The organism is Streptomyces sp. GB4-14 (assembly GCF_022696125.1).
Classification (GTDB): domain Bacteria; phylum Actinomycetota; class Actinomycetes; order Streptomycetales; family Streptomycetaceae; genus Streptomyces; species Streptomyces werraensis.
On sequence record NZ_RZHO01000002.1, the window covers coordinates 2,772,974 to 2,798,565 of the forward strand.

The window sequence follows — 25,592 nt, forward strand, 5'->3', positions numbered from 1 at the left end:
CCCTGGCGTTCGTACGGATTCGGGGGTGACCGCGCGGAGGGGGCGGGGGATGATCACGGGCATGACTGACACGGCGGAGCACGACGGCACGGAACCGACGACGGAGGAGGCCGCCGCGCCCACACCGCGTGAACGACGCATCGCGGCCTGGCGGAACGCCCCGCGCGTGCTGGCGCGCCTCGGCTTCCTCGCCCCGCTCAGGGAGCGGCTGGCGCTGCTGGAAGCGGCGGGCGACGCCTACGACCTGGACGAGACCGCGGACATCTACGGCAACGGGGTCGTGGAGGCCCTGGAGCGGCGGGTGGCGCAGCTGCTCGGCACGGAGGCCGCCGCCTTCTTCCCGACCGGCACGATGGCGCAGCAGGTGGCCCTGCGCTGCTGGGCCGGCCGCACCGGGAACCCGGCGGTGGCGCTGCACCCGCTGAGCCACCCGGAGGTGTACGAGCGGAACGCGTTCAGCCAGGTCAGCGGCCTGCGCCCGGTGCGGTTCGCGAACGAGCCGCGGCTGCCCACCGCCGAGGAGGTCCGCGGCTTCGAGGAACCCTTCGGCGCGCTGATGCTGGAACTGCCCCTCAGGGACGCCGGGTTCGTGCTGCCCACCTGGGACGAGCTGACCGGGGTGGTGGAGGCCGCGCGGGAACGCGACGCGGTCGTCCACTTCGACGGGGCGCGGCTGTGGGAGTGCACCGAGCACTTCGGGAAGCCCTTGGAGGAGATCGCGGGCCTCGCGGACAGCGTCTACGTGTCCTTCTACAAGTCCCTCGACGCCTTCGGCGGCGCGGCCCTCGCCGGACCCGCCTCGCTGGTCGAGGAGGCGAAGACCTGGCGGCACCGCTACGGGGGCGCGGTGTTCCAGCAGTTCCCGACCGCGCTGTCCGCGCTGATCGGCCTCGACCGGGAGCTGCCCCGGCTGCCGGAGTACGTCCGCCACGCGCGCGTGGTGGCCGCCGCGCTGCGCGAGGGCCTGGAAGCAGGGGGGCTGCCCTGGTTCCGCGTGCACCCCGAGGTGCCGCACACCTACGACTTCCAGGTGTGGCTGCCGTACGGGACGGAGTTCGTGGCGGAGACCGCGATCGAGGCGGGTGAGGAGACCGGGACGATGCTGTTCGCGAACCACTGGGACCCGAAGGGGCCCGGCCTGACCGTCACCGAGGTCTACGTCCGCGCCGCGGCCCTGGAGTGGACTGCCGACGACGTCCGCGAGGCGGCCACGGACTTCGCCCGCCGCCTGACCGGCGCGTAGCTCGCGCCCCGGGTCCCCGGCCGACGGCCGACGTCGGTTCGGGGCCCGGTGTCGGTGGCCGGGTGCACCATGTGGGCATGGGCGTGCACATCGACATCACGGGGCTGCGGCCGGAGCGGATCGCCGTCGTGATCTCTCCGCTGGCCGAGCTGGGCATGGCGCTGCACGCGCTGTCCGAGCCGGCCCACCACCCCGGCCTCCAGGCCTGGGTGACGGGGGTGACCGCACGCCTGGACCCGCATCTCGCGGACCGGATGTGCGAGGCGGACTTCCTGTGGCGGACGACGTTCTCCGACCTGTTCCTGCCCTGCGCCGGGATGCCGGGCCGCCGGACGCTGCCGGGCGACTCGCTCGCCGGGGAGCTGGACCTGCTGGACAAGCTGTCGGACGAGCAGTTCGTGGACGCCGCCCTGGAGTTCACCTGCGCGCCCCCCTACGACGCGCCCGGTCGCGGACCGCTCGGCGACGAGGGGGTGCGCCGCCGCTCGCTGGAACTGGCCGCCGCGCGGGGGCCGCGGCAGCTGCTGTTCACCGAGCGCCTGCTGGCCGACCCGCCGCGCACCAGGGCGTGGCTGCGGCAGTTCCTCCAGGACTGCGACGAGGCGTTCTTCGCGGAGGCGTGGTCCCGGCTGCGGCACCAGCTCGCCGCGGACGCCCGCCTCAAGACGGACCTGCTGCGGCGCAAAGGGCTGGGAGAGGCGCTGACGTCGGTGTCGTCCGCCGTGACGCTGGACGAGGCGGCGGGCCGGATCACCGTGGACAAGCTGGGCGACGGCCGCACCGCGACCGGGGACGGCGGGCTGCTGCTGATCCCCACCAGCCTCGGCCGACCGCACCTTCAGGTGCTGCACAGGCACGGCTGGCAGCCCGTGCTGCACTACCCGGCCGGATCCCCCGACATGGCAGCCCCGCCGACGGTCGAGCAGCTCGCCCTGCGGATGACCGCGCTGTCCCACCCGGTCCGTATGCGCATGTGCCGCCACCTGGCCCGCAGCGCGTACACCACCGGCGAGCTGGTGCAGATGCACGGCATGACCGCGCCGGAGATATCCCGGCACCTGGGCGTGCTGAAGAAGGCGGGCCTGATCACCACCCGCCGCCGCGGCCGGTACGTCCTGCACCAGTTGGACGTGACGGTCGTGGCCCGTCTCGGCAGCGACTTCCTGGAGGGCATCCTGCGGTGAGCGCGCGGGAGGCCCGGCGTTCAGCCGAGGCGGATGTGCCGCAGTCCCACGCCCGTCTGGCGGAGCCGGGTGCGCAGCCGGCCCTCGTGGTTGGGGCGCAGGGTGAGGCCGGCGAGGACGGCGATCCGGTCGGCCGTCTTCGGCACGGTGCTGTGGTCGGTCCACAGATGCTCGGCGAACTCCGGCTCCGCGAGCCGCTCCAGGCAGTCGTCGAGCCGCTCGGCCGCCCAGCTCTCCCGCCGGAGCCCGCCGCCGACCAGATGCCCGAGCCCACGTTCCCGCAGCCGCCGCAGCACTGTCTCCCGCTCGGCGAGCAGGGTGAAGTGCCGTACGTCATGCCCCAGTTCGCGCAGCCGTCCCACCGTCTCGGCGAAGTAGCCGGGGTCGGTGACGGTCATCGGCGCGATCACCACGCCCTCGCGCCGGGTCAGGGCGAGGTCCAGGACCTCCACGACGCCCTGCCGCCAGGCCCTCAGGTCCTGGAAGTCACCGCGCAGTTCAGGCGGCAGCATGCGGTGGAGGCCGAAGCCGGGCTGCTCGGGGTCGCAGACGACGCTGCCCGGCAGACGCCGGCGTATCTCGTGTGCGGTCTGTGTCTTGCCGCCCCCGAAGGGGCCGTTGATCCACAGGAGCATGCGCGGCACCCTACCGGGGGCCGGGGCGCCGCTCAGCCGTGTCCGCCGGCCCGCACCAGACCCGTCTCGTAGGCGAGGACGACCACCTGCACCCGGTCGCGCAGCCCCAGCTTGGTGAGGATGCGGCCCACGTGCGTCTTCACGGTCGCCTCGGACAGCACCAGCCGGGACGCGATCTCCCCGTTGGACAGGCCCTGTGCGACCAGCACCATGACCTCCCGCTCGCGTTCGGTGAGCCGCTCCAGCTCCTTGTGCTCGGGCCGCTTGCCGCTGCTGGGCAGCATCGGCGCGAACCGGTCGAGGAGCCGGCGGGTGGTGGAGGGGGCCACCACGGCGTCGCCGCTGTGCACGGCGCGGATCGCGGTGAGCAGTTCGCCGGGCGGCACATCCTTGAGCATGAAGCCGGACGCGCCCGCCTTCAGTCCGGAGAAGGCGTACTCGTCGAGGTCGAAGGTGGTCAGGATGAGCACCTTCGGCGGGTCGGTGTCGGCGCAGATCCGGCGGGTGGCCTCCACGCCGTCCAGCTTCGGCATGCGGACGTCCATGAGCACCACGTCGACGGAGGTGGTCCGCAGCACCTCCAGGGCCTCCACGCCGTTGCCCGCCTCCGCGACGACCTCCATGTCCGGCTGGGCGGCGAGCACCATCCGGAAACCGGTGCGCAGCAGCACCTGGTCGTCGACGAGCATCACGCGGATCGTCATCGGGGCCTCTTCCGTCGGTTCGTCTCGGTCATCGGGTGCCACAGGGGCGTGACAGGTGTCACCAGGGGCGTGCGTGTGGGTCAATGCGCCGGTTTGAGCGGCAGCAGCGCGCTGATGCGGAATCCTCCGCCCGGCCGCGGTCCGGCGTCCAGCGTTCCGCCCACCATGCCGACCCGCTCGCGCATGCCGATCAGGCCGTGTCCCTGGCCGTCGAAACCGCCCTCCTCGTACAGCTCGTGCGGGGCGCCCTTGCCGTCGTCCTCCACCAGCAGGCCCAGCCCGTCGTCGAAGTAGACCAGGCGCACACTGGCGCCCGCGTTGGGGCCGCCGTGCTTGCGGGTGTTGGTCAGCGCCTCCTGCACGATGCGGTAGGCGGTCAGCTCGACGCCGCGGGGCAGTTCCCGCGAGGTGCCCTCCACCTTGAAGTCCACGGGCAGTCCGGACTCCCGGCACTGCTCGATCAGGTCCTCGATCTGCTGGAGCCCCGGCTGCGGCACGTACTCCCCCGCCTCCTGGTGCTCGCCGGTGCGCAGCACGCCCAGCAGGCGGCGCATCTCGGCGAGGGCCTGGCGGCCGGTGGTGGAGATGGTCTCGAGGGCCTTCTTGGCCTGGTCGGGCGCCGCGTCGAGGACGTAGGCGGCGCCGTCGGCCTGCACCACCATGACCGACACGTTGTGCGCGACCACGTCGTGCAGCTCGCGGGCTATCCGGGCGCGTTCGGCGGCGACCGCGACCTTGGCCTGCGCCTCGCGCTCCTTCTCCAGCCGGGCGGCCCGCTCCTCCAGCTGGGCGAAGTAGGCGCGGCGGGTGCGTATGGAGTCGCCGAGCACCCAGGCCAGGGCGAACGGCACGGCCAGGATGACCGACAGGGCGACGTTCTCGGCCGTGCTCGCCTGCGGGCTGGGCCAGCGCAGCTGCGCGAGCGGGGCGGCGCACAGACCGGCGGTCAGCGCGAGACGGGAGGCCCAGCGGGCGCCGACGGCCGCGACCGTGTACACGATCACCAGCAGCGCGAAGTCCGCGGGCCCCGTGGGGACGTCGAGGACGAGCTGGCCGAGACCGACGACCAGGGCGAGGAGCAGCATCCGCTCCGGCATCCTGCGGCGCAGCGCCACCACCACGGACAGCAGGAGCATCACCGGCACGATGAGGGCCTGCAGGTCGGTGCCCCGCCCCTCCTCGACGCTCGCTCCGCCGAGCACCGAGATCCCGAACAGGATCACGGCCCAGAAGCCGTCGACCCACGTCGGGTGCCTGCGGAGGAAGTCATAGAGGCGCTGCACGTAACCCAGCGTAGGGAAGCGAAATGCGTGCAGGGGTCAACCGGAGGGCCGATCCCCTCGCGCCGCGTGTACTCCGCAAGGTGGAGGGCCGTCCGGCGCGCGCACGTAGCCTGGCCCGGTGACGACGGCGACGGCGGACGCGGGGCAGCGGTGACGGCGGGTACGACGGGGACGGCGAAGGACGGTTTCCGCGGCTGGCGGGAGGCGGCCCAGGAGGCCCTGTACGGCCCGGACGGCTTCTACCGCCGCCCCGGCGCGGGCCCGGCCGCCCACTTCCGGACGTCCGTGCACGCCTCCCCGCTGTACGCGCGTGCCGTGGCGCTGCTGCTGTGCCGGGTCGACGAGGCACTGGGCCGCCCGCCCGCGCTGGACTTCGTGGACATGGCGGCCGGACGGGGCGAACTGGTCACCGGGGTGCTGGGGGCGCTCCCCGCGGACGTGTCGGCCCGCGTGCATCCGTACGCCGTCGAACTGGCCGCGCGCCCCCAGGGGCTGGACGACCGGATCGTGTGGCGGGACGAGCCGCCCGAGGGCGTCACGGGGCTGCTGTTCGCCAACGAGTGGCTGGACAACGTGCCGCTGGACGTCGCCGAGGTGGACGCGTCCGGCACCCCCCGGTACGTGCTGGTGCGGGCGGACGGCGCCGAGCGGCTCGGGGAGCCGGTCGCCGGCGCGGACGCCGGGTGGCTGGACCGGTGGTGGACACTGCCGCCCGAGGAGGGCCTGCGCGCGGAGATCGGACGTCCCCGGGACCACGCCTGGACCGCGGCCGTCGGCACGCTCGCGCGCGGCGCCGCCGTCGCCGTGGACTACGCGCACACCGTCGGCGCGCGCCCGCCGTTCGGGACGCTGACCGCGTTCCGGGAGGGCCGGGAGACCGCGCCCGTGCCGGACGGCACCCGCGACCTCACGGCGCACGTCGCGCTGGACGCCTGCGCCGCCGCCCCCGCCCTGCCCGGCACGCGCCTGCTGACCCAGCGGGACGCCCTGCGCGCCCTGGGCGTCACGGGCGGGCGTCCTCCGCTGTCCCGGGCGAGCAGCGACCCGGCCGGCTACGTCCGCGCCCTCGCCGCCGCCGGGGAGGCCGCCGAGCTGACCGCGCCGGGCGGCCTCGGCGACTTCGGGTGGCTGGTGCAGCCGGTGGGCGTCGGGGACGTCCTGGCCGAGTGACGGCTACTTGTCGATGTCACCGACGACGAAGAACATCGACCCCAGGATGGCCACCATGTCCGCGACCAGCGTGCCCGGCAGCAGCTCGGTGAGCGCCTGGATGTTGTTGTACGACGCCGAGCGAAGCTTCAGCCGGTACGGCGTCTTCTCGCCCTTGCTGACGAGGTAGTAGCCGTTGATGCCGAGCGGGTTCTCCGTCCACGCGTACGTGTGGCCCTCCGGCGCCTTGAGGACCTTCGGGAGCCGCTGGTTGACCGGGCCGGGCGGCAGCTCCGCCAGCCGGTCGAGGCAGGCGTCGGCGAGGTCCAGGGAGTTGTGCGTCTGCTCCAGCAGGCACTCGAAGCGGGCGAGGCAGTCGCCCTCCTCGCGGGTGACCACCCTCAGCACGTCGCCCAGCTCGCCGTAGGCCAGGTACGGCTCGTCGCGGCGCAGGTCGAAGTCGACCCCGGAGGCGCGCCCGATCGGCCCGCTCACCCCGTACGCGTGCACCGCCTCCGCGGACAGCGCGCCGACGCCCCGGGTGCGGCCGCGGAAGATCTCGTTGCCGAGCACCAGGTCGTCGAAGCGGTCCATGCGCGAGCGCACGTCGGCGACCGCGGCACGCGCGCGTCCCGTCCAGCCGGCGGGGAGATCCTCCTTGAGGCCGCCGACGCGGTTGAACATGTAGTGCATACGCCCGCCGGAGACCTCCTCCATGACGTGCTGGAGCTTCTCGCGCTCGGTGAAGGCGTAGAAGATCGGGGTGATGCCGCCGAGCTCCAGCGGATAGGAGCCGAGGAACATCAGGTGGTTGAGCACCCGGTTCAGCTCGGCGAGCAGCGTGCGCAGCCACACCGCTCGCTCCGGGACCTCCATGCCGAGCATCCGCTCCACGGCGAGGACGACGCCCAGCTCGTTGGAGAACGCCGACAGCCAGTCGTGCCGGTTGGCCAGCACGATGATCTGCCGGTAGTCGCGGGCCTCGAACAGCTTCTCCGCGCCCCGGTGCATGTAGCCGATCACGGGCTCCGCGCGGACGATCCGCTCACCGTCCAGCACCAGCTTCAGCCGCAGCACGCCGTGCGTGGACGGGTGCTGCGGGCCGATGTTGAGCACCATGTCGGTGCTCTCCGCCGCGCCGCCGATTCCGACCATGGTCTCCGTCGTAGGAGTCATGGACACAGTCTGTCCTACGTACGCTGGCCCCATGGAGACGGGGAGCCCGCACGACACGGGGACAGCGGACGCGCAGGGGACGCCCACGCCTGCGACGGCGGACGTACCGGCGCCGGACGCCGGCACCGAGCCGGACGCCGGCGCGGAGCCGGTCTGGCGCGCGCTGCCGCCCGGGCTGCTGACGATGCGGCGGCTGCTGCTGGTGGTGTGGCTGGGGCTCCTGACCCTGGCCACCGCGCTGGTGCCGGGCCTGCTGGCCGGGCCCGCCTGGGGAGCCTTCGCGGTGCTCCCGCTGGCCCTGCTGCTGTGGGGCTGGGTGATGCTGGAGCGCAACTGGCGCTCCTGGCGGTACGCCGAGCGCGCCGACGACCTGCTGATCAGCCGCGGCGTGCTGTGGCACGAGGAGACGGTCGTGCCGTACGGGCGGATGCAGCTCGTGGAGGTCACCTCCGGGCCCGTCGAACGGCACTTCGGGCTGGCCAGCGTGCAGCTGCACACCGCCGCCGCGGCGACCGACGCGACCATCCCCGGGCTCGACCCGGCCGAGGCGGAACGGCTGCGCGACCGGCTCACCGAGCTGGGCGAGGCCCGGTCGGCGGGGCTGTGACCGCGCCCGGCGTCCAGGAGGACGTGACCGGCCGGCCGCCCGTGACCGAGCGGCGGCTGCACCCCGTCACACCGCTGCGGCGGGCGTGGGCGCCGGTGGCCGTCCTGATGGGCTGGGCGGTCCACGACCCCGACGGCGCTCAGCGTCAGCTCACCCGGCTGACCACGACCACGCTGCTGGTCGGGCTCGGCGTGCTCATCCCGGCTGCCGCCCTCTACGGCTTCCTGAGCTGGTGGTTCACCCACTTCGCGGTGACCGACAGCGAGCTGCGGGTGCGCACCGGGCTGCTGTTCCGGCGCACCGCGCACATCCGGCTGGAGCGGATCCAGGCCATCGACGTCACCCAGCCGCTGCTGGCCCGGGTCGCGGGCGTGGCGAAGCTGAAACTCGACGTCATAGGCACCGACAAGAAGGACGAGCTGGCGTTCCTCGGGGCGGGCGAGGCGCGGGCGCTGCGCGCGGAGCTGCTGGCGCGGGCGGCGGGCTTCGCCCCGGAGAGCGCTCACGAGGTGGGCGAGGCGCCCTCCCGGCAGATGCTGCGGGTGCCGCCGGGCGTGCTGGCCGTCTCGCTGCTGCTGACCGGGGCGACCTGGGTCTGGCTGCTGGTCGCCGCCGTCGCCCTGCCGTTGCTGTGGACGGCCACCCACAGCCTGTGGACGGTGCTCGCGGCCGGCGTCCCGATGCTCGGCGCGGCGGGCGCGAGCAGCGTGGGCCGCTTCGTCGCCGAGTACGACTGGACGCTGGGCGAGTCGCCCGACGGCCTCCGCATCGACCACGGGCTGCTGGACCGGGCGCACGAGACGGTGCCGCCCGGCCGGGTGCAGACCGTGCGGCTGGTCGAGCCGCTGCTGTGGCGGAGGCGGGGCTGGGTGCGCGTGGAGCTGGACGTGGCCGGCTCGTCCAACTCCCTGCTGCTGCCGGTGGCCCCGCGCGCGATGGCCGAGTCGGTCGTCGCGCGGGTTCTGCCCGGGGTGACCGTGCCCCCGCCCGAGGCGTTCTCCCGCCCGCCGCGCGGCGCACGGTGGTGCGTTCCGGTGTGGTGGCGGGGCCACGGGCTCGCCGTCACGGACGCGGTGTTCGCCTCCCGGCGCGGTCTGCTGCGGCGCAGCCTCTCGCTGGTGCCGCACGCGAAGGTGCAGAGCGTACGGCTCGCCCAGGGGCCCTGGCAGCGGGCGCACGGGGTCGCCGACGTCCACGTGGACACCGGCGCCAACGGCACCGTGACCGCCCGTCTGCGCCCCGCCGAGGAGGCCGCGGCCCTGCTGCACTCCCAGGCGGAACGGTCCCGCACGGGGCGCAGGGACGCCCTGCCGGACCGCTGGATGGCCTGACCGGCACGGACATGGGAGAGGGCCCCCGCCCGGGCGGGGGCCCTCTCCCATGAAGGACTGCCGGTTCAGGACACCGCGCTGCGCAGTCCCTGGACGTCGATGTGCTCCGTCTCGTCGTGGGCCGTCAGGTCGATGACCTGACCGGCGCTCGGCTCCTCGGCGGCCGGCTTGTACTGGGCTTCCGCCTCCGCCTTGTGCAGCGCCAGCGCCTCCTGGCCGACGACGTCGGCGAGGTCCTCGTTCTGCACGGCGTCCAGCGCCTCGCGCCGGGCGTTCTTGGTGCCGAAGAAGTCGAACCCGTCGTCCTGCACCGGCTGCCGCACGGGCTGCGTCGGCGGGACGACCGCCACCGCGGTCGGCACCGTGAAGTGCCCGGCGGGCCGGCGCGCGGCCGGGGCGGGGGAGGCGGCCGGTGCGGTGGGGGCGGCCGCGCGCTCATGGTCGCCGGCCGCCCGGGGCTGCCCCCCGGCCTCGTCCTCCTGCGCCGGGTCGGGCCTGGGCCGCTTCGTCGGCTCGGGCCCGTCGTCCTCGGGGGTGCCGCCGCCCTGAGGAGCGGTGGTCCTCACGGCAGGACTCTTCGGGGCGTCCCCGGCCTTCGCGGCGTCCCCGGCCTTCGCGGTCCCTTGGGCGCTCTCCTTGCGCGCGGCCGGCACGGAGGGCTCCGCGGCCGTCTCCTCCGGCGCGTCGCAGTCCGCCTCGGCCTCGGTCTCCGCCTCGGCCGGCGTCCCGGTGTGGGCCTTCGGCTTCGCCGCGAACCGTGCCAGCGCCGCGTCGGCCTTCAGGTACAGCTTCGAACCCTCCGGGGAGAAGACGCCGGCGGTCTTCTCGTCCCGCTTCTCCTGCTGCCCGGCGTCCTCCGCCCGGTCCACGTCCGCGGTCGTCCCGGGGACCGTGGGTTCCGGCTCCGGCCGGGTCGTCGCGGGCGTGCCCGCGGGGAGGGCGCGTGCCGGGACGGCCGCCTCGATCTCCAGCACCCGGCGCTCCTCGAGGACGTTGGCGCGCTCCGCCTCGGCCGCCGCGTACCGGCGCAGCAGTGCGGCGTGCTCGTTGCGCAGCCCCGCCAGTTCCGCGCGCTTGGCGCGCAGCCGCTGCTCCAGCTTCATGCGCAGCTCACGCGACTCCTCGAGGTCCGACTCGAGTTCGGCGACGCGCTCCTCGAAACGCCACTCGTCGCTCGCCCGCGCGCGCGTGAGGTCGGCGACGCGTTTGCCCGCCTGGGCGTCCCAGTGACGCATCACGACGGCGCCCACGATCGCCGTGACCGCGGCGGCCGCGGCCAGGAGACGGAGCACCACCGGTTGCGTGAACACCCACGGCGCCAGGGCGCAGACGACGGACACGCCTGCGATCGCCGACGGGGGCAGCATCCTGTGCAGAGGCGGGGAATGACGGTGACGTCCACGTGGCATGGCCAGAAACTTACCGCGCGTAGGCGAATGATGGTGCCCCGCCCCGTAAAAAGAAAGCCACAAGCGACGTTTCACAGGCCGTCAGCGATCGGGGCCGTGCGTGAAAAACGGGTCATTGAATTCTCTTCAAGATCATTTATGGGGTCCGTCCGCCGCTCAACTCGCCCTCGGCGCATTCCGGTCGGCCCCTGCGCCGGCCCCCTCCGGGACGCCCCGCCCCGGCGCCCCACCGCCCCTCGCCACCCGCGTGCCCCGGGCTCCTTCAGCCCTCCGCTTCCGCCCGCCGACGCCCTTCCCTCCACCCCTTCCGATCCGTTTCGGCGTCTCCCCCGCGACCGCTCCCCGCAGGGCGCGTCTTCCCGGAGGAGATCGGCTTCTCCCCGCCCCCGGGGACCCCGTTTCGGCCCCTCTCCCGCTCTTTCCGCTCTTCCGCGCGTCCCCCTCACGGCAATGCGGCCCGAAAGGTGCCGCCAATGTCCGCGCGCGGCGTTTCCCGCGCGCCGGGCCCGTGCGCCACCACCCACCCTCCCTGGGCCTACGCTGAACGTATGAGCACTCACAGCGGACGCCGTCAGGTCGCGGGCCTCCCCCACTGGGACCGGTGCGCGGTCATGGGAGTCGTGAACGTCACCCCGGACTCCTTCTCCGACGGCGGACGCTGGTTCGACACCACCACGGCCGTCAAGCACGGCCTCGACCTGGTCGCACAGGGCGCCGATCTGGTGGACGTCGGCGGCGAGTCCACCCGCCCCGGCGCCACCCGTGTCGACGAGGCCGAGGAGCTCAGGCGCGTCGTCCCGGTGGTCCGCGGGCTCGCCGCGGAGGGCGTCACCGTCTCCGTCGACACCATGCGCGCCTCCGTCGCCGAGCAGTCGCTCGCGGCCGGCGCCTCCCTGGTCAACGACGTCAGCGGCGGCCTCGCCGACCCCGCCATGATCGGCGTCGTCGCCGCCGCCGGCGCCCCGTTCGTCGTCATGCACTGGCGCGGCTTCCTGGAGGGGGGCAACGTCCGGGGCGTGTACGAGGACGTGGTCACCGAGGTCGCCGACGAGCTCCACGCGCGCGTGGAGGCCGTCCTGGAGGGCGGCATCGCCGCCGACCGCGTGATCGTCGACCCTGGTCTCGGCTTCTCCAAGGACGCCGGGCACGACCTCGCGCTGCTCGCCCGCCTGGACCGCCTGCTGGGCCTCGGCCACCCCCTGCTCGTCGCCGCGTCCCGCAAACGGTTCCTCGGCCGGGTGCTGGCGGGCCCCGACGCCCCGCCGCCGCCCGCCCGCGAACGCGACGCGGCCACCGCCGCCGTCACCGCCCTGTCGGCCCGGGCCGGCGCCTGGGCGGTGCGGGTCCACGAGGTCCGGGCCAGCGCCGACGCCGTACGGGTGGTCCGCGCGATACAGGCGGCACGCCCCGACGACGACCCCTCATCCCCCGAGCACGGTGCGGAAGGAGCCCGGTGACCGCACCCCACACCGACGTCGAGCAGGTCGAGGCCGCCAACACCGCCTTCTACGAGGCACTGGAGCGGGGCGACTTCGAGGAGGTCGCCTCCGCCTGGCTCACCCCTGCCGACCTCGGCGTCGACGAGGAGTACCACGACCCCGCCGACGCGGGCGTCGTGTCCTGCGTGCACCCCGGCTGGCCGGTGCTCACCGGACGCGGCGAGGTGCTCCGCTCCTACGCGCTGATCATGGCGAACACCGACTACATCCAGTTCTTCCTCACCGACGTGCACGTCTCCGTCACCGGGGACACCGCGGTGGTGACCTGCACGGAGAACATCCTCAGCGGCGGACCCGCCCCCGAGGAGGGCGAGGAGCTGGGACCGCTGGTCGGGCAGCTCGTCGTCGCCACCAACGTGTACCGGCGCACCCCGTCCGGCTGGAAGCTCTGGTCCCACCACGCCTCCCCGGTCCTCGCCGAGGAGGACGACGACGAGGACGACGACACCCCGACCCCGCCCTGACCCGCGCACGTGGCGGTTCTCACCCCGCCGGGCACGGCCGCCGGGGCACGCGCCCGCCGCGGGTAGATTCGAGAGAAGGCCGGTGTGCCGTCCGCACAGGGCACCGACCGGCCGGACCGACGACAGCAGGAGTGATTCGTGTGGATCGTGTCGCGCTGAGCGGCCTGAGGGCCCGCGGGCACCACGGTGTGTTCCCGAAGGAGCGCGAGGAGGGCCAGACCTTCCTCGTGGACCTCGTCCTGGGCCTGGACACCCGCCCGGCCGCCGCCGACGACGACCTGACGAAGACCGTGCACTACGGCATCGTGGCCGAGGAGGTGGTGGCCGTCGTCGAGGGCGAGCCCGTCAACCTCGTCGAGACCCTCGCCGAGCGCATCGCCCAGGTCTGCCTGAAGCACGACGTCGTACGGGAGGTCGAGGTGCGCGTCCACAAGCCGGACGCGCCGATCACCGTGCCCTTCGACGACGTGACCGTCACCATCACCCGGAGCCGCGCATGACCAGGCCGTCCACCACGGGCCACACCGACCCGACCGTCCAGCCCGTCCCCGCCTCCGTGGTCGAGCAGGTGGACGCCGCCGACACCACCCTCCAGAACCCGAAACGGGCCGTGGTGTCCCTCGGCGCCAACCTGGGCAACCGCCTGGAGACGCTCCAGGGGGCCGTGGACGCCCTGGAGGACACCCCGGGCATCCGCGTCAAGGCGGTCTCCCCCGTGTACGAGACGGAGCCGTGGGGCGTCGAGCCCGGCAGCCAGCCGTCCTACTTCAACGCGGTCGCCGTGCTGAGGACGACCCTGCCGCCGTCCTCCCTGCTGGAGCGCGCCCAGGCGGTCGAGGAGGCCTTCCACCGGGTACGGGACGAGCGCTGGGGTCCGCGCACGCTGGACGTCGACATCGTCGCCTACGCCGACCTCCACTCCGACGACCCGCACCTCACCCTGCCGCACCCGCGCGCCCACGAGCGCGCCTTCGTGCTCGCCCCCTGGCTGGACATCGACCCCGCCGCCGAGCTCCCGGGACACGGTCCGGTGGCGGAGCTGCTGGACGCCGTCACCCGGGACGGGGTCGCGCCGCGCGCCGACCTGGAACTCCGGCTGCCCGAGTAGCCGTTAAGGTCGAGGACGGCCACAGCCCGGGCCACCGGCCGGGGGAACGCGAAGGGACACCGTGAAAGAGCTGCGCATCAGGGTGCTGGCCGGCGTCTTCGTCGTCGCCGGGGTCCTGTCCTGGGCCGGCGCCCGCCTGTGGAACTCGCTGGGCACCCTCCCGAGCGTCCCCGTGGCGGCGCCGATCGTGCTCGCCCTGATCGCCACGGTCCTCGCGGCCACGGCGCTCTCCCTGCGCGCCCGCCTCAAGGCCCAGCGCGAGCGCCGTCCGGACGCCAAGGGCGTCGACCCGCTGCAGGCGGCCCGCGCGGTGGTCTTCGGGCAGGCCAGCGCCCTGGTGGCGGCTCTCGTCGCGGGCCTCTACGGCGGCACCTTCGTCGTGCTGCTGGGCTCCCTGGACATCCCCGCCCGCCGCGACCAGGCCATCTACGCCGGCTTCTCCGTGGTGGCGGGCATCGGCGTGATAGCGGCGGCCAAGTTCCTGGAGCACGTGTGCAAGCTCCCGGACGACGAGGACGACGACCACCCGGGCACGGCCCCGGCGAGCTGAGACGCCGTACGCGAAAAAGGGGGCGGTCCTCCCGGACCGTGCCCCTTCCGTCCGTCCGGCGTCAGCGCGCCATGATCAGGCTCATCGCCTCATTGCGGGTGGCAGGGTCACGCAGCTGTCCGCGGACGGCCGACGTGATGGTCTTCGCCCCCACCTTCCGCACTCCGCGCATCGACATGCACATGTGCTCGCACTCGACCACGACGATCACCCCACGCGGCTCCAGGATCTCCATCAAGGAGTCGGCGACCTGAGTGGTGAGTCGTTCCTGCACCTGCGGGCGCCGGGCGTAGACATCCACGAGCCTGGCCAGTTTCGAAAGACCCGTGATCTTGCCCTCGACCGACGGAATGTAACCGACGTGAGCAACCCCGACGAACGGCACCAGATGGTGCTCACAGCTACTCAGGACCTCGATGTCCTTGACCAGCACCATCTCGTCGTGGCCGAGGTCGAACGTCGTCGTCAGTACGTCCTCGGGCTTTTGCCACAGCCCCGCGAAGATCTCCCGGTAGGCACGGGCCACGCGCGCCGGAGTCTCCTTCAGGCCCTCACGGTCCGGGTCCTCGCCCACCGCGATCAGCAGTTCGCGCACGGCGTCCTGGGCCCGCTTCTCATCGAACTCTCCGATGGGGGCTATGCCGTCCAGCGTCACGGGGTCGGTCATGGGGTGCCTCGTTCCTGTGCCTGCACGCGTGACCGGGCACGCGTCTCGAACTGCGGGTTACGCAGAATGCCGCGTCCCCCAGGCTAGAACCAGGGGGACGCGGCATCCATTCCGGGCCCGGTGAGGGCTCCGGGAGCCTCGGGTCAGCTCTCGGGGCGCTCCTCCGGGGTCCGCTCCGGCTGCGGGGCGGGGTCCGTCGTGGCGGTCTTCGTGGTGGAGATGGCCGGCGTGGCGCCGTTCGCCCCGTTCGTCAGGGCCAGCTCCTTGGGGGAGAGCACCGGCGGGCGGGTGGACGGCGTACGGCGCGAGGAGCCGGTCCAGGCGGGCCTGGGCGGACGCTTCACGATCGGCGCGAAGATCTCGGCGATCTCCTCCTTGCCCAGCGTCTCCTTCTCCAGGAGGGCCAGGACCAGGTTGTCGAGGACGTCGCGGTTCTCGACGAGGATCTCCCACGCCTCGTTGTGCGCGGTCTCGATGAGCTTCTTGACCTCTTCGTCGACCAGCGCGGCGACCTCTTCCGAGTAGTCGCGCTGGTGAGCCATCTCACGGCCGAGGAAGGGCTCGGTGTTGTCGCCGCCGAACTTGATGGCGCCGAGCCGCTCGGTCATGCCGTACTGCGTGACCATCGCGCGGGCCAGTCCCGTGGCCTTCTCGATGTCGTTGGCGGCACCGGTGGTCGGGTCGTGGAAGACCAGCTCCTCCGCCGCGCGGCCGCCCAGCATGTACGCGAGCTGGTCCAGCATCTCGTTGCGCGTGGTGGAGTACTTGTCCTCGTCCGGCAGGACCATGGTGTAGCCGAGGGCGCGGCCTCTCGACAGGATGGTGATCTTGTGGACCGGGTCGGAGTTCGGTGAGGCCGCCGCGACCAGGGCGTGTCCGCCCTCGTGGTACGCGGTGATCTTCTTCTCCTTGTCGGACATGATCCGGGTCCGCTTCTGCGGGCCCGCGACGACGCGGTCGATCGCCTCGTCGAGCATCTTGTTGTCGATCAGCTTCTGGTCGCTGCGCGCGGTGAGCAGCGCGGCCTCGTTCAGCACGTTGGCCAGGTCGGCACCGGTCATGCCGGGCGTGCGGCGGGCCACGGCGCCGAGGTCGACGTCCGGGGCGACCGGCTTGCCCTTCTGGTGCACCTTGAGGATCTCGAGGCGGCCCTGCATGTCCGGACGGTCGACCGCGATCTGGCGGTCGAAGCGGCCGGGACGCAGCAGCGCCGGGTCGAGGATGTCCGGGCGGTTCGTCGCGGCGATGAGGATCACGCCGCCCTTGACGTCGAAGCCGTCCATCTCGACGAGCAGCTGGTTCAGCGTCTGCTCGCGCTCGTCGTGACCGCCGCCGAGGCCGGCGCCGCGGTGGCGGCCGACGGCGTCGATCTCGTCGACGAAGACGATCGCCGGGGCGTTCGCCTTGGCCTGCTCGAAGAGGTCACGGACACGGGAGGCGCCGACACCGACGAACATCTCGACGAAGTCGGAACCGGAGATCGAGTAGAACGGGACGCCCGCCTCGCCCGCGACGGCGCGCGCGAGCAGGGTCTTGCCGGTGCCGGGCGGGCCGTAGAGCAGCACGCCCTTGGGGATCTTGGCGCCGACGGCCTGGAACTTCGCCGGCTCCTGCAGGAACTCCTTGATCTCGTGGAGCTCTTCGACGGCCTCGTCGGAGCCCGCGACGTCGGCGAACGTCGTCTTCGGGGTGTCCTTGGTGATGAGCTTCGCCTTGGACTTCCCGAAGTTCATGACACGGGAGCCGCCGCCCTGCATCTGGTTCATCAGGAACAGGAAGACGACCACGATGAGGACGAAGGGAAGCAGGGACAGCAGAATGCTCACGAAGGGGTTCTGCTTCGACGGCGAGACCGTGTAGCCGTCAGGGATCTGCTTGTTCTGGAACTTGTCCTGCAGCGTGCTGGCGATGGTGACGCCCTGGTCGCCGATGTAGCTCGCCTGGATCTTCGAGCTGCCCTCGACCTTCTGGCCGTCCTTGAGCTGGACCTTGACGGTCTGCTCGTCGCCGGTGGTCAGCTTGGCCGACTCGACCTTGTTCTCATTGATCGCCTGGACGACCTGGCCCGTGTCCACCGTCTTGTAGCCGCCGGACGAGCCGACGACCTGCATCAACACGACCACGGCAAGGACGGCCAGCACGATCCACATGACCGGCCCACGGAAGTATCGCTTCACGTCCATCCATACGGAGCGGTGCCGCCCCGTCCCTCCTGCCATAGTGAGTTTGATAAAGGCTGTTCTTCGGACGGTACCCCAGCATCGGCCCCCGACGCTGCGAGGGACGGGCCGGCAATGGCGTCCACGCATGCTCCAACGCCGCGGAGCCCGCCGGGGTTCCCGATCACGTGCGGCGGCCGGGGCCGCCGCGGTTCACCCGCCGTAGACGTGGGGCGCGAGCGTCCCGACGAACGGCAGGTTGCGGTACTTCTCCGCGTAGTCCAGGCCGTAGCCCACGACGAACTCGTTGGGGATGTCGAAACCGACCCATTCGACGTCGATGGCGACCTTGGCGGCCTCGGGCTTGCGCAGCAGCGTGCACACCTTGAGGGAGGCGGGCTCGCGCGAGCCGAGGTTGGAGATCAGCCAGGACAGCGTCAGGCCGGAGTCGATGATGTCCTCGACGATCAGGACGTGGCGGCCCTTGATGTCCGTGTCGAGGTCCTTGAGGATCCGCACCACACCCGAGGACTGCGTGCCCGCCCCGTACGAGGACACGGCCATCCAGTCCATCGTGACGGGGGTGGACAGCGCCCGGGCGAGGTCGGCCATCACCATCACCGCGCCCTTGAGCACGCCGACGATCAGCAGGTCCTTGCCCGCGTACTCCGCGTCGATCTTCGCCGCCAGCTCCGTCAGCTTGGCGTCGATCTCTTCCTTGGTGATGAGCACCTTCTCGAGGTCGGCACCCATGTCGTTCGCGTCCACCCGCATCACTTTCGGTCGTCCCACCGGCCGGTCCGGTCCGCCCCGCGACCTCTTCGGTCGGTGGGGTCCGGATTCAGCCCTGCCGAATCACCAGTCTGCCACCCTGCCGGCGGGCGACGACCCGGCCGGGGAGATTGATGGCCCCCTGACCGCGCCAGCCGGTGATCAGCCGGTCGACCTCCTCGATGTGACGGGCGAAGAGCGAACCGGCCGGGGCGCCGGCCTCGATGGCGGCCCGGCGCAGCACACGGCGGCGCACGGCGGGCGGCAGGTCGTGCAGCGCGGCGCACTCCAGGCGGCCATCGGCGTCGCGGACGCCCGCCGCGGCCTTCCCGGCCCAGGCGTCGAGGGCGTCGGCGTCGTCGCGGGAGAGCTGGGCCGTACGGGCGAGGGCCTCGACGACGCCCTTGCCGAGGGCCTTCTCCAGGGCGGGCAGGCCCTCGTGGCGCAGCCGGGAGCGGGTGTAGGCGGGGTCGGTGTTGTGCGGGTCGTCCCAGACGGGCAGGGACTGGACCATGCAGGCCTTGCGGGCGGTCTGGCGGTCGAGCTGGAGGAAGGGCCGCCGGTAACGGCCGTCGGCCCCCGAGACCGCGGCCATTCCGGACAGGGAGCGGATGCCGGAGCCGCGGGCGAGGCCGAGCAGCACCGTCTCGGCCTGGTCGTCGCGGGTGTGGCCGAGGAGGACGGCGGCGGCGCGGTGGCGTTCGGCGGCGGCGTCGAGGGCGGCGTAGCGCGCGTCGCGGGCGGCGGCCTCGGGGCCTCCGTCGCGGCCGACGGTGACGGCGACCGGCTCGACGGGGTCCAGGCCGAGTTCGCGGAGCCGGGAGGCGACCTCGGCGGCGCGCAGGTCGGAGCCCGCCTGGAGGCCGTGGTCGACGGTGACGCCGCCGGCGCGCAGACCGGCGCGGGGGGCTTCGAAGGCGAGGGCGGAGGCGAGCGCCATGGAGTCGGCGCCGCCGGAGCAGGCCACGAGCACGAGCGGGGAGGAGGACCGCTCGTCGGGCGTGAGGCGGCCGGGCGTCCGGCCGTGTTCGGCGAGGATGTCGTTCAGGACGCGGCGGACCGCCAGGCGTATCGCCGCGACCGCAGGATGGGGACCCATGTCCGGTTCCCTTCTGATGATGTCCGGGGGGGGGTGAACCCGGGGGTCGGTCACGCAGAGTGTGTAGATGGTGACAGAACCGGGCCGTTCCCCGAGCATTGCACGCCTGCCCGGGGCTCACGGTCCCTCGGACGGGTGATTGGCGGGGCGTCCGTCTGCCGTCGCCCGGACGCCCAGCGCGACGGGGGCGCGGCGCCTATGCGTCCGGTTTGCGGTGCACCCGTGTGATCCAGTCCGCCGGTTTGCCGATCTCCGCCTTGGTGGGGAGGGTGTTCGGCGACGTCCACACCCGGTTGAAGCCCTCCATGCCGACCTCGTCGACGACCGCGCGGACGAAGCGCTCGCCGTCGCGGTACTGCCGGAGCTTGGCGTCCAGGCCGAGCAGCTTGCGCAGCGCCATGTCCAGGCGGGAGGCGCCCTTGGCGCGGCGCTGCTGGAACTTCTCGCGGATCTCGGCGACGCTCGGCACGACCTCGGGGCCCACCCCGTCCATGACGTAGTCGGCGTGGCCCTCCAGCAGCGACATGACGGCGGTGAGCCGGCCGAGGATCTCCCGCTGGGCGGGGGTCTGCACGATCTCCACGAGGGAACGCCCCTCGTCGCCCTCCTCGCCCTCGGGACGCCCGCCGACCAGGGACTGCGCGGCCTCGCGCACCCGCTCCAGCACGGTCATCGGGTCGACGTCGGTCTCGGCCAGGAACGCCTGGATCTCGCCCTCGAGGTGGTCCCGCAGCCAGGGCACGGCCGTGAACTGGGTGCGGTGCGTCTCCTCGTGCAGCGTCACCCACAGCCGGAAGTCGTGCGGCTCCACGTCGAGTTCGCGCTCGACGTGGACGATGTTGGGGGCGACCAGCAGCAGCCGTCCGCCGCCGGCCGCCCCGGCCGGGAGGTCCCGGGTCGCGGGGGCGAAGGTCTCGTACTGGCCGAGGACGCGGGAGGCCAGGAACGACAGGAGCAGGCCGAGCTCCACGCCGGTGACCTTGCCGCCGACGGCGCCCATCACCGCGTTGCCGGGGCTCGTGCCGCGTCGTTCCTGCATCTTGTCGAGCAGGGGTTTGAGCAGCTCGCGGAAGCCGGCGACGTTGGCCCGCACCCAGCCGGGGCGGTCCACCACGAGGAGGGGTGTGTCATGGGTCTCGGGCGTGCCGAGGTTCGTGAAGCCGCGGACGTGTTCCTCCGCGGACCGCGCGTGGCGGCGGAGCTCCGCGACGACGGCGCGGGCCTCGTCCCGGCTCACGTCGGGGCCGGGCCGCATGAGCCTGGTCGCGGTCGCGACCGCGAGGTTCCAGTCGACCATGCCGGATGAGGCAGCACCACCGATGCTCGTCATGTGTCAACGGTACGTGAGGGGTGGGGAAACGGGCAGATCCTCACAGCGACGCCCCTGCCGGGGGCGCGCGCGGCTGCACCGGCACACGGATGTGCGGTGTCCTGCCCTCCCGTCCTCGGGGGCTCCGCCCCCGGCCCCCCGTGCGCGCACTTCCCCGCGCCCCTGAGGGGCTTTGCCGCCCCGCAGCTCCTAGAAGTGCGGCCTCCGCACTCCCCTACCGCGTCCGGCAGCCGCACGTCGCCAACGCTGTCGCGGCCTTGTCCAAGGCCGTCTGGGCCGCCTCCGCCCCCGCGGTGTCGTTCGCGAGGAACGCGAACGCCAGCAGGCGGCCGTCGCGGTCCACGACCGTGCCGGCGAGTGTGTTGACGCCGGTCAGCGTGCCGGTCTTGGCGCGGACCACGCCGGCCGCGCCGTCGGCGTAGCGGCCGGACAGCGTGCCGGTGAAGCCGGCGACGGGGAGGCCCGTGAGGGCGGAGCGCAGTTCCGGGTGGGCGGGGTCGCCCGCCTTGACGAGGAGGGCGGTCAGGAGGTCGGCGGTGAGCCGGCCCTCGCGGTCCAGACCGCTGCCGTCCTTGATCACGACGCCCTTCACGGGCAGCTTCAGCTGCTTCAGCCGCGCGGTGACCGCCGCCCCCGCGCCGGCGAAGTCCGCCGGCTTGCCGGTGGCCACGGCGGTGTGCCGGGCGAGCGCCTCGGCGAGGTCGTTGTCGCTGTTGGTCAGCATGCGCTCGACGAGCGAGGAGAGCGGCGGCGAGGAGACCGTCGCGAGGGTGGTCGCGCGCGTGGTCGACTTCGACGGGCCGGGCGGCGTGGCCGTGATCCCGTGCTCCTTCAGCAGGTCGCCGAACGTCCGGGCGGCGTCCGCCGCGGGGTCGGCGACCCGTGGGGCGGGTCCGCTGGAGGAGTCGTCGGTGCGGCCCTCGTCGGCCATGAGGGGGGTGACGGCGGCGAGGTTGTCGTTGCGCCCGATCGGGTGGGCCGTGTCGCCCTTGTAGAGGGTCGTGTCGTACGACAGCGTCACCTTGCGCACGCCCCGCTTGGCGAGGGCGGCCGCCGTGCGGGCGGCCAGGTCGCGCAGGCTCGCGGACCCCTTGGCGTTCTTGCGGGCGGTGAGCGTCGGATCGCCGCCGCCGACCAGGACGACCTCTTCGGTGTCGGGTTCGTAGACCGTGCGGGTGGTGAGCCGGTGGTCGGGGCCCAGCGCGGACAGCGCGGCGACCGCGGTGGCGATCTTCGTGGTGGAGGCGGGGGTGAGCGCGTTCGCGGAGTCCGCGCCGTAGAGGCGGCGGCCGGTCGCGGCGTCGACCACGGCGGCGGAGCGGCGGCCCAGGGCCGGGTCCCTCAGCAGCGGGTCGAGGACGGCGGCGAGCGCCTTCCCGGCGGGCGCCGAACGGGCGGCGGTGGCGGTGCCGCCGAGGCCGGTGAGTACGGACGGGGCGGGCGGGGCGGCCTGCGGTCCGCGCGGCGGTGTGCCGGCGCGCGCCAGGGAGCCGCCGTGATCTGTGCCACGCGAGGCTTCCAGGGCCACGGCCCGGTGCCGCTCGGCCGTACGCTGACCCGAGGAGTCCCAGGGGCCGGCTGCGGTCGCCACCCCCGCGGCCAGCGCCAGACCGGCGGTGGCGGCGGTCGCGGTGTACCAGCCGGTTCCGGGCCGCGCGACCCGTGGGGACTGCGGCGATCCCGGCCGGCGTCCCCCGGTGAGCCACGGCCCGGTGGCCGCGGCGACCCGTGCCAGACGCGGTCGTACGGCGTCCGCGATCCGCACGACGTGCGGTCCCGCGGCCCGCCAAGGCCTCAGCTCTGGCACGACCACCAGCCCCTTTCGCGATCACACACCTGCGTGAGGGACACTTAACCACCAGAACGATGTGCTGATCATGGAGGAGCGTCCGGTGGAGTTCGACGTCACGATCGAGATCCCGAAGGGTTCGCGGAACAAGTACGAGGTGGACCACGAGACGGGTCGGATCCGCCTGGACCGTCGGCTCTTCACCTCGACCGCCTACCCGACCGACTACGGCTTCGTCGAGAACACCCTCGGCGAGGACGGCGACCCGCTGGACGCGCTGGTCATCCTGGACGAGCCGACGTTCCCGGGCTGCCTCATCCGCTGCCGCGCCATCGGCATGTTCCGCATGACCGACGAGGCCGGCGGCGACGACAAGCTGCTGTGCGTCCCGTCGACGGACCCGCGCGTGGAGCACCTGCGCGACATCCACCACGTGTCGGAGTTCGACCGTCTGGAGATCCAGCACTTCTTCGAGGTCTACAAGGACCTGGAGCCGGGCAAGTCGGTCGAGGGCGCCAACTGGGTCGGCCGGGTCGACGCGGAGGCCGAGATCGAGCGGTCCTACAAGCGCTTCAAGGAGCAGGGCGGCCACTGAGCCCCCGCGCCACGGGGACATGACGACGGGCCGCACGCGCTGGCGTGCGGCCCGTCGTCGTGCTGTGTGCGCATATCGACGTCACAGAGGGCACACTGAGGGACGGTGTCGTCAGCAGGGAGAGAAAGGCACGTGACGGACGCGGAGGACCGCAAGCCGCAGTCGGACGAGGCGAGGAGCGTCTTCGTACCCCCTTCCGGTGTCGCGGCGCCGGCCGACAGCGAGTCGTCGACGACGTCCGAGTTCGCCGTGCCCGACGGGCTGGCCGTGCCGAAGCCGGGACCGGAGTCCGAGACCACCTCGGAATTCGCTCTTCCGGCCGGTCTGGACGTCGCACCGCCCCCGCAGCACGAGCCGGAGGGCTCGGCGTTCAGCACGCCGCGGACGTACAGCGCCCGGCAGGCCGCCGCCTTCACCCCGCCGGCCGGTGTCCCGCTGGTCCGGCTGACCAAGGACGTGCCCTGGCAGGACCGGATGCGCACGATGCTGCGCATGCCGGTGACGGAGCGGCCCGCCCCGGAGCCCGTGCAGCGGCACGACGACTCCGGCCCGGCGGTGCCGCGCGTACTCGACCTGAGCCTGCGGATCGGGGAGCTGCTGCTGGCGGGCGGCGAAGGCGCCGAGGACGTGGAGGCGGCGATGTTCGCCGTGTGCCGCTCCTACGGCCTGGACCGCTGCGAGCCCACCGTCACCTTCACCCTGCTCTCGGTCTCCTACCAGCCCTCGCTGGTCGACGACCCGGTGACCGCCTCCCGCACGGTGCGCCGCCGCAGCCCCGACTACACCCGGCTGGCGGCCGTCTACCAGCTGGTGGACGACCTCAGCGACGACGAAACCCAGGTCACCCTGGAGGAGGCGTACCGGCGGCTGGCGGAGATCCGCCGTAACCGGCACCCCTACCCGGGCTGGGCGCTGACCCTCGCGAGCGGGCTGCTGGCCGGCTCCGCCTCGGTGCTGGTCGGCGGTGGTCTGCTGGTGTTCGTCGCGGCGGCGGTCGGCGCCATGCTCGGCGACCGGCTGGCGTGGCTGTGCGCCGGGCGCGGGCTGCCGGAGTTCTACCAGTTCACGGTGGCCGCGACGCCGCCGGCCGCGATCGGGGTGGCGCTGACCCTGGCGCACGCGGACGTGAAGGCGTCCGCGGTGATCACCGGTGGGCTGTTCGCGCTGCTGCCCGGACGGGCGCTGGTGGCGGGCGTGCAGGACGGCCTGACCGGCTTCTACATCACGGCGTCGGCACGTCTGCTGGAGGTGCTGTACTTCTTCGTCGGCATCGTGATCGGCGTGCTGACGGTGCTGTACTTCGGAGTGCAGCTCGGCGCCAACCTGGTGCCGGACGCCGCGCTCGGCGGGTCGGACCCGCAGCCGCTGCTCCAGATCGCCGCGTCCCTGGGACTGTCGTTCGCCTTCGCGGTGCTGCTCCAGCAGGAACGCTCCACCGTGCTGATGGTGACGCTGAACGGCGGGGTCGCCTGGGTGGTGTACGGGGCGATGAACTACACGGGCGGCATCTCACCGGTGGCGTCCACCGCGGTGGCGGCCGGTGTGGTCGGTCTGTTCGGTCAGCTGCTGGCCCGCTACCGGTTCGCGTCCGCGCTGCCGTACACGACGGCTGCCATCGGGCCGCTGCTGCCCGGTTCGGCCACCTACTTCGGTCTGCTGGGCATCGCGCAGAACGAGGTCGACTCCGGTCTGACGTCGCTCACCAAGGCGGTGGCGCTGGCGATGGCCATCGCGATCGGGGTGAACCTCGGTTCGGAGATCTCCCGGCTCTTCCTGCGGATCGGCTCGGCGGAGAAGCGACGGGCGGCGAAGCGGACGCGAGGCTTCTAGCCCGCGCGCCGCCCGCCGGCCCGGCGGGGATCGCTCAGTAGCCGCCGTTGTACGGCCGCTGGGGGTCGTACTGCTGCTGGTTGTATCGCTGGTCGTCGCCGTAGGGCTGCTGACGGGGCTGCTGCTGCGGGTAGCCGTTGCCGCCGCCGTAGGGCTGCTGCTGGTGCTGCTGCGGGTAGCCGCCCTGGCCGCCGTACTGCTGCGGGCGGGGCTGCTGGGGCGCGGCGGCCGGGGTGATGCGGCGCAGCTGGGTGGTGGCGTCGTCCATGACCGGCGGCTGCGGGTGCTGCGCGGCGGCCGGGGCCTCGGCGGCGGCGCGCTTCTTCTTGCCGCGCTCCCGCAGGTACTCGACGATGATCGGCACCACGGAGACCAGGACGATCAGGACGAGGATCGCCTCGACGTTCTCCTTGATGAAGTTGATCTGGCCGAGCCAGTAGCCGGCGAGCGTGACGCCCGTGCCCCAGGCGATGCCGCCGATGACGTTGTACGTGAGGAACGTGCGGTACTTCATCCGGCCGGCGCCGGCCACGATGGGCGCGAAGGTCCGCACGATGGGCACGAAGCGGGCCAGGACGATCGCCTTGGGCCCGTACTTCTCCATGAACTCGTGGGCCTTCTCCAGGTTCTCCTGCTTGAAGAGCTTGGAGTTCGGCCGGTTGAACAGCCGGGGTCCGAAGAACTTGCCGATCATGTAGCCGACCTGGTCGCCGATCACGGCGGCGAGCACGATCAGCGTGCAGACCAGCCACAGGGGCTGGCTGATGTAGGTGCCCTCGGCCACGAAGAGACCCGCTGTGAACAGCAGGGAGTCGCCGGGCAGGAACGCGAAGAGTCCGGATTCCGCGAAGACGATCAGCAGGATGCCGGGGAGGCTGAAGGTCTCGATGAGGTAGTCCGGGCTCAGCCACTCGGGGCCGAGCGCAAGCGTGGTCACGGGGATGTGGCTCCTGCAGCTGGGGGTCAAGGGCGGGGCTGGCTGCCCAAATTATGAACGCAGCCGTCGAAGC

At 72.9% G+C, this 25,592-nt stretch carries 24 protein-coding genes; 12 read left to right on the forward strand and 12 right to left on the reverse strand.

Annotated elements, in window-relative coordinates; genetic code table 11:
* Positions 1-61: 61 nt before the first annotated feature.
* Both ELQ39_RS13775 and ELQ39_RS13780 read left to right on the forward strand, forming a co-directional pair.
* A complete protein-coding gene (locus ELQ39_RS13775; RefSeq protein WP_225625496.1) occupies positions 62-1,243 on the forward strand; it encodes a threonine aldolase family protein in 1,182 nt (393 codons plus the stop codon).
* 77 nt (positions 1,244-1,320) lie between these two features.
* Complete coding sequence (locus ELQ39_RS13780) at positions 1,321-2,427, forward strand: DUF5937 family protein (protein WP_225640977.1); 1,107 nt, start codon at positions 1,321-1,323, stop codon at positions 2,425-2,427.
* A 20-nt stretch (positions 2,428-2,447) separates the two neighbouring features.
* Here ELQ39_RS13780 and ELQ39_RS13785 read toward each other — a convergent pair whose 3' ends face one another.
* The 3 genes from ELQ39_RS13785 to ELQ39_RS13795 all read right to left on the reverse strand — a co-directional run bounded on the left by ELQ39_RS13785 (position 2,448) and on the right by ELQ39_RS13795 (position 5,049).
* On the reverse strand, positions 2,448-3,062 hold the full coding sequence (locus ELQ39_RS13785) for an AAA family ATPase (protein ID WP_242592055.1): 615 nt from the start codon (positions 3,060-3,062) through the stop codon (positions 2,448-2,450).
* 32 nt (positions 3,063-3,094) lie between these two features.
* Entirely contained in the window at positions 3,095-3,766 is a 672-nt protein-coding gene (locus ELQ39_RS13790) for a response regulator transcription factor (protein ID WP_190004775.1), read from the reverse strand.
* An 80-nt stretch (positions 3,767-3,846) separates the two neighbouring features.
* A complete protein-coding gene (locus tag ELQ39_RS13795) occupies positions 3,847-5,049 on the reverse strand; it encodes a sensor histidine kinase (RefSeq protein ID WP_190004774.1) in 1,203 nt (400 codons plus the stop codon).
* Between the two features lie 150 nt (positions 5,050-5,199).
* On the opposite strand from ELQ39_RS13795, the gene ELQ39_RS13800 reads away from it, so the two are divergent.
* Positions 5,200-6,219, forward strand: a complete 1,020-nt coding sequence (locus ELQ39_RS13800; RefSeq protein WP_242592056.1) for an SAM-dependent methyltransferase — start codon at positions 5,200-5,202, stop codon at positions 6,217-6,219.
* A 3-nt stretch (positions 6,220-6,222) separates the two neighbouring features.
* Here ELQ39_RS13800 and ELQ39_RS13805 read toward each other — a convergent pair whose 3' ends face one another.
* Positions 6,223-7,374, reverse strand: a complete 1,152-nt coding sequence (locus ELQ39_RS13805) for an NADH-quinone oxidoreductase subunit D (RefSeq protein ID WP_190004772.1) — start codon at positions 7,372-7,374, stop codon at positions 6,223-6,225.
* Between the two features lie 31 nt (positions 7,375-7,405).
* Here ELQ39_RS13805 and ELQ39_RS13810 point away from each other — a divergent pair, with 31 nt between their 5' ends.
* Complete coding sequence (locus ELQ39_RS13810) at positions 7,406-7,981, forward strand: PH domain-containing protein (protein WP_242592057.1); 576 nt, start codon at positions 7,406-7,408, stop codon at positions 7,979-7,981.
* A complete protein-coding gene (locus ELQ39_RS13815; protein ID WP_242592058.1) occupies positions 7,978-9,312 on the forward strand; it encodes a PH domain-containing protein in 1,335 nt (444 codons plus the stop codon). The genes ELQ39_RS13810 and ELQ39_RS13815 overlap by 4 nt, the downstream gene beginning before the upstream one ends.
* 65 nt (positions 9,313-9,377) lie before the next feature.
* On the opposite strand, the gene ELQ39_RS13820 is transcribed toward ELQ39_RS13815, so the two are convergent.
* Positions 9,378-10,721, reverse strand: coding sequence for a hypothetical protein (locus ELQ39_RS13820; RefSeq protein ID WP_242592059.1), 1,344 nt, complete (start codon positions 10,719-10,721; stop codon positions 9,378-9,380).
* Between the two features lie 548 nt (positions 10,722-11,269).
* On the opposite strand from ELQ39_RS13820, the gene folP reads away from it, so the two are divergent.
* The 5 genes from folP to ELQ39_RS13845 all read left to right on the forward strand — a co-directional run bounded on the left by folP (position 11,270) and on the right by ELQ39_RS13845 (position 14,342).
* Positions 11,270-12,178 carry a dihydropteroate synthase gene (folP, locus tag ELQ39_RS13825; RefSeq protein WP_190004769.1) on the forward strand — a complete coding sequence of 303 codons (909 nt, stop codon included), beginning with the start codon at positions 11,270-11,272 and terminating at the stop codon, positions 12,176-12,178.
* Positions 12,175-12,684, forward strand: coding sequence for a nuclear transport factor 2 family protein (locus ELQ39_RS13830; RefSeq protein ID WP_189897438.1), 510 nt, complete (start codon positions 12,175-12,177; stop codon positions 12,682-12,684). Before folP ends, ELQ39_RS13830 begins: the two co-directional genes overlap by 4 nt.
* A gap of 140 nt (positions 12,685-12,824) precedes the next feature.
* On the forward strand, positions 12,825-13,184 hold the full coding sequence (gene folB / locus ELQ39_RS13835; RefSeq protein WP_190004768.1) for a dihydroneopterin aldolase: 360 nt from the start codon (positions 12,825-12,827) through the stop codon (positions 13,182-13,184).
* A complete protein-coding gene (folK, locus tag ELQ39_RS13840; RefSeq protein WP_242592060.1) occupies positions 13,181-13,792 on the forward strand; it encodes a 2-amino-4-hydroxy-6-hydroxymethyldihydropteridine diphosphokinase in 612 nt (203 codons plus the stop codon). The genes folB and folK overlap by 4 nt, the downstream gene beginning before the upstream one ends.
* A 61-nt stretch (positions 13,793-13,853) precedes the next feature.
* A complete protein-coding gene (locus tag ELQ39_RS13845; RefSeq protein ID WP_019526730.1) occupies positions 13,854-14,342 on the forward strand; it encodes a DUF3180 domain-containing protein in 489 nt (162 codons plus the stop codon).
* A 61-nt stretch (positions 14,343-14,403) separates the two neighbouring features.
* On the opposite strand, the gene folE is transcribed toward ELQ39_RS13845, so the two are convergent.
* The 6 genes from folE to dacB form a co-directional block, all read right to left on the reverse strand.
* Entirely contained in the window at positions 14,404-15,009 is a 606-nt protein-coding gene (gene folE, locus ELQ39_RS13850) for a GTP cyclohydrolase I FolE (RefSeq protein WP_242592061.1), read from the reverse strand.
* A 143-nt stretch (positions 15,010-15,152) separates the two neighbouring features.
* Complete coding sequence (gene ftsH, locus ELQ39_RS13855; RefSeq protein WP_190004825.1) at positions 15,153-17,192, reverse strand: ATP-dependent zinc metalloprotease FtsH; 2,040 nt, start codon at positions 17,190-17,192, stop codon at positions 15,153-15,155.
* 189 nt (positions 17,193-17,381) lie between these two features.
* A complete protein-coding gene (hpt, locus tag ELQ39_RS13860) occupies positions 17,382-17,942 on the reverse strand; it encodes a hypoxanthine phosphoribosyltransferase (RefSeq protein ID WP_033274920.1) in 561 nt (186 codons plus the stop codon).
* Between the two features lie 67 nt (positions 17,943-18,009).
* Positions 18,010-19,038: a tRNA lysidine(34) synthetase TilS gene (tilS, locus tag ELQ39_RS13865; protein WP_190004764.1), complete on the reverse strand. Its 1,029-nt coding sequence runs from the start codon at positions 19,036-19,038 to the stop codon at positions 18,010-18,012.
* 196 nt (positions 19,039-19,234) lie between these two features.
* Complete coding sequence (locus tag ELQ39_RS13870; protein ID WP_242592062.1) at positions 19,235-20,368, reverse strand: zinc-dependent metalloprotease; 1,134 nt, start codon at positions 20,366-20,368, stop codon at positions 19,235-19,237.
* A gap of 214 nt (positions 20,369-20,582) precedes the next feature.
* Entirely contained in the window at positions 20,583-22,181 is a 1,599-nt protein-coding gene (dacB, locus tag ELQ39_RS13875) for a D-alanyl-D-alanine carboxypeptidase/D-alanyl-D-alanine endopeptidase (RefSeq protein ID WP_242592063.1), read from the reverse strand.
* A 79-nt stretch (positions 22,182-22,260) separates the two neighbouring features.
* On the opposite strand from dacB, the gene ELQ39_RS13880 reads away from it, so the two are divergent.
* Both ELQ39_RS13880 and ELQ39_RS13885 read left to right on the forward strand, forming a co-directional pair.
* Entirely contained in the window at positions 22,261-22,752 is a 492-nt protein-coding gene (locus ELQ39_RS13880; RefSeq protein WP_006132604.1) for an inorganic diphosphatase, read from the forward strand.
* A gap of 132 nt (positions 22,753-22,884) precedes the next feature.
* Positions 22,885-24,582, forward strand: a complete 1,698-nt coding sequence (locus tag ELQ39_RS13885) for a threonine/serine ThrE exporter family protein (RefSeq protein ID WP_225625507.1) — start codon at positions 22,885-22,887, stop codon at positions 24,580-24,582.
* A 34-nt stretch (positions 24,583-24,616) separates the two neighbouring features.
* On the opposite strand, the gene ELQ39_RS13890 is transcribed toward ELQ39_RS13885, so the two are convergent.
* Positions 24,617-25,519, reverse strand: a complete 903-nt coding sequence (locus tag ELQ39_RS13890; RefSeq protein ID WP_242592064.1) for a DedA family protein — start codon at positions 25,517-25,519, stop codon at positions 24,617-24,619.
* Between the last annotated feature and the right edge of the window lie 73 nt (positions 25,520-25,592).

Excerpts from the sequence above, each read along its gene's own strand:
- ELQ39_RS13780 (WP_225640977.1), top strand. The coding sequence starts at position 1,321 with ATGGGCGTGCACATCGACATCACGGGGCTGCGGCCGGAGCGGATCGCC.
- hpt (WP_033274920.1), bottom strand. The coding sequence starts at position 17,942 with ATGCGGGTGGACGCGAACGACATGGGTGCCGACCTCGAGAAGGTGCTC.
- ftsH (WP_190004825.1), bottom strand. The coding sequence starts at position 17,192 with ATGGACGTGAAGCGATACTTCCGTGGGCCGGTCATGTGGATCGTGCTG.
- tilS (WP_190004764.1), bottom strand. The coding sequence starts at position 19,038 with ATGGGTCCCCATCCTGCGGTCGCGGCGATACGCCTGGCGGTCCGCCGC.
- ELQ39_RS13870 (WP_242592062.1), bottom strand. The coding sequence starts at position 20,368 with ATGACGAGCATCGGTGGTGCTGCCTCATCCGGCATGGTCGACTGGAAC.
- folE (WP_242592061.1), bottom strand. The coding sequence starts at position 15,009 with ATGACCGACCCCGTGACGCTGGACGGCATAGCCCCCATCGGAGAGTTC.
- folK (WP_242592060.1), top strand. The coding sequence starts at position 13,181 with ATGACCAGGCCGTCCACCACGGGCCACACCGACCCGACCGTCCAGCCC.
- ELQ39_RS13810 (WP_242592057.1), top strand. The coding sequence starts at position 7,406 with ATGGAGACGGGGAGCCCGCACGACACGGGGACAGCGGACGCGCAGGGG.
- ELQ39_RS13820 (WP_242592059.1), bottom strand. The coding sequence starts at position 10,721 with ATGCCACGTGGACGTCACCGTCATTCCCCGCCTCTGCACAGGATGCTG.
- ELQ39_RS13805 (WP_190004772.1), bottom strand. The coding sequence starts at position 7,374 with ATGACTCCTACGACGGAGACCATGGTCGGAATCGGCGGCGCGGCGGAG.
- ELQ39_RS13775 (WP_225625496.1), top strand. The coding sequence starts at position 62 with ATGACTGACACGGCGGAGCACGACGGCACGGAACCGACGACGGAGGAG.
- folP (WP_190004769.1), top strand. The coding sequence starts at position 11,270 with ATGAGCACTCACAGCGGACGCCGTCAGGTCGCGGGCCTCCCCCACTGG.
- ELQ39_RS13790 (WP_190004775.1), bottom strand. The coding sequence starts at position 3,766 with ATGACGATCCGCGTGATGCTCGTCGACGACCAGGTGCTGCTGCGCACC.
- ELQ39_RS13785 (WP_242592055.1), bottom strand. The coding sequence starts at position 3,062 with ATGCTCCTGTGGATCAACGGCCCCTTCGGGGGCGGCAAGACACAGACC.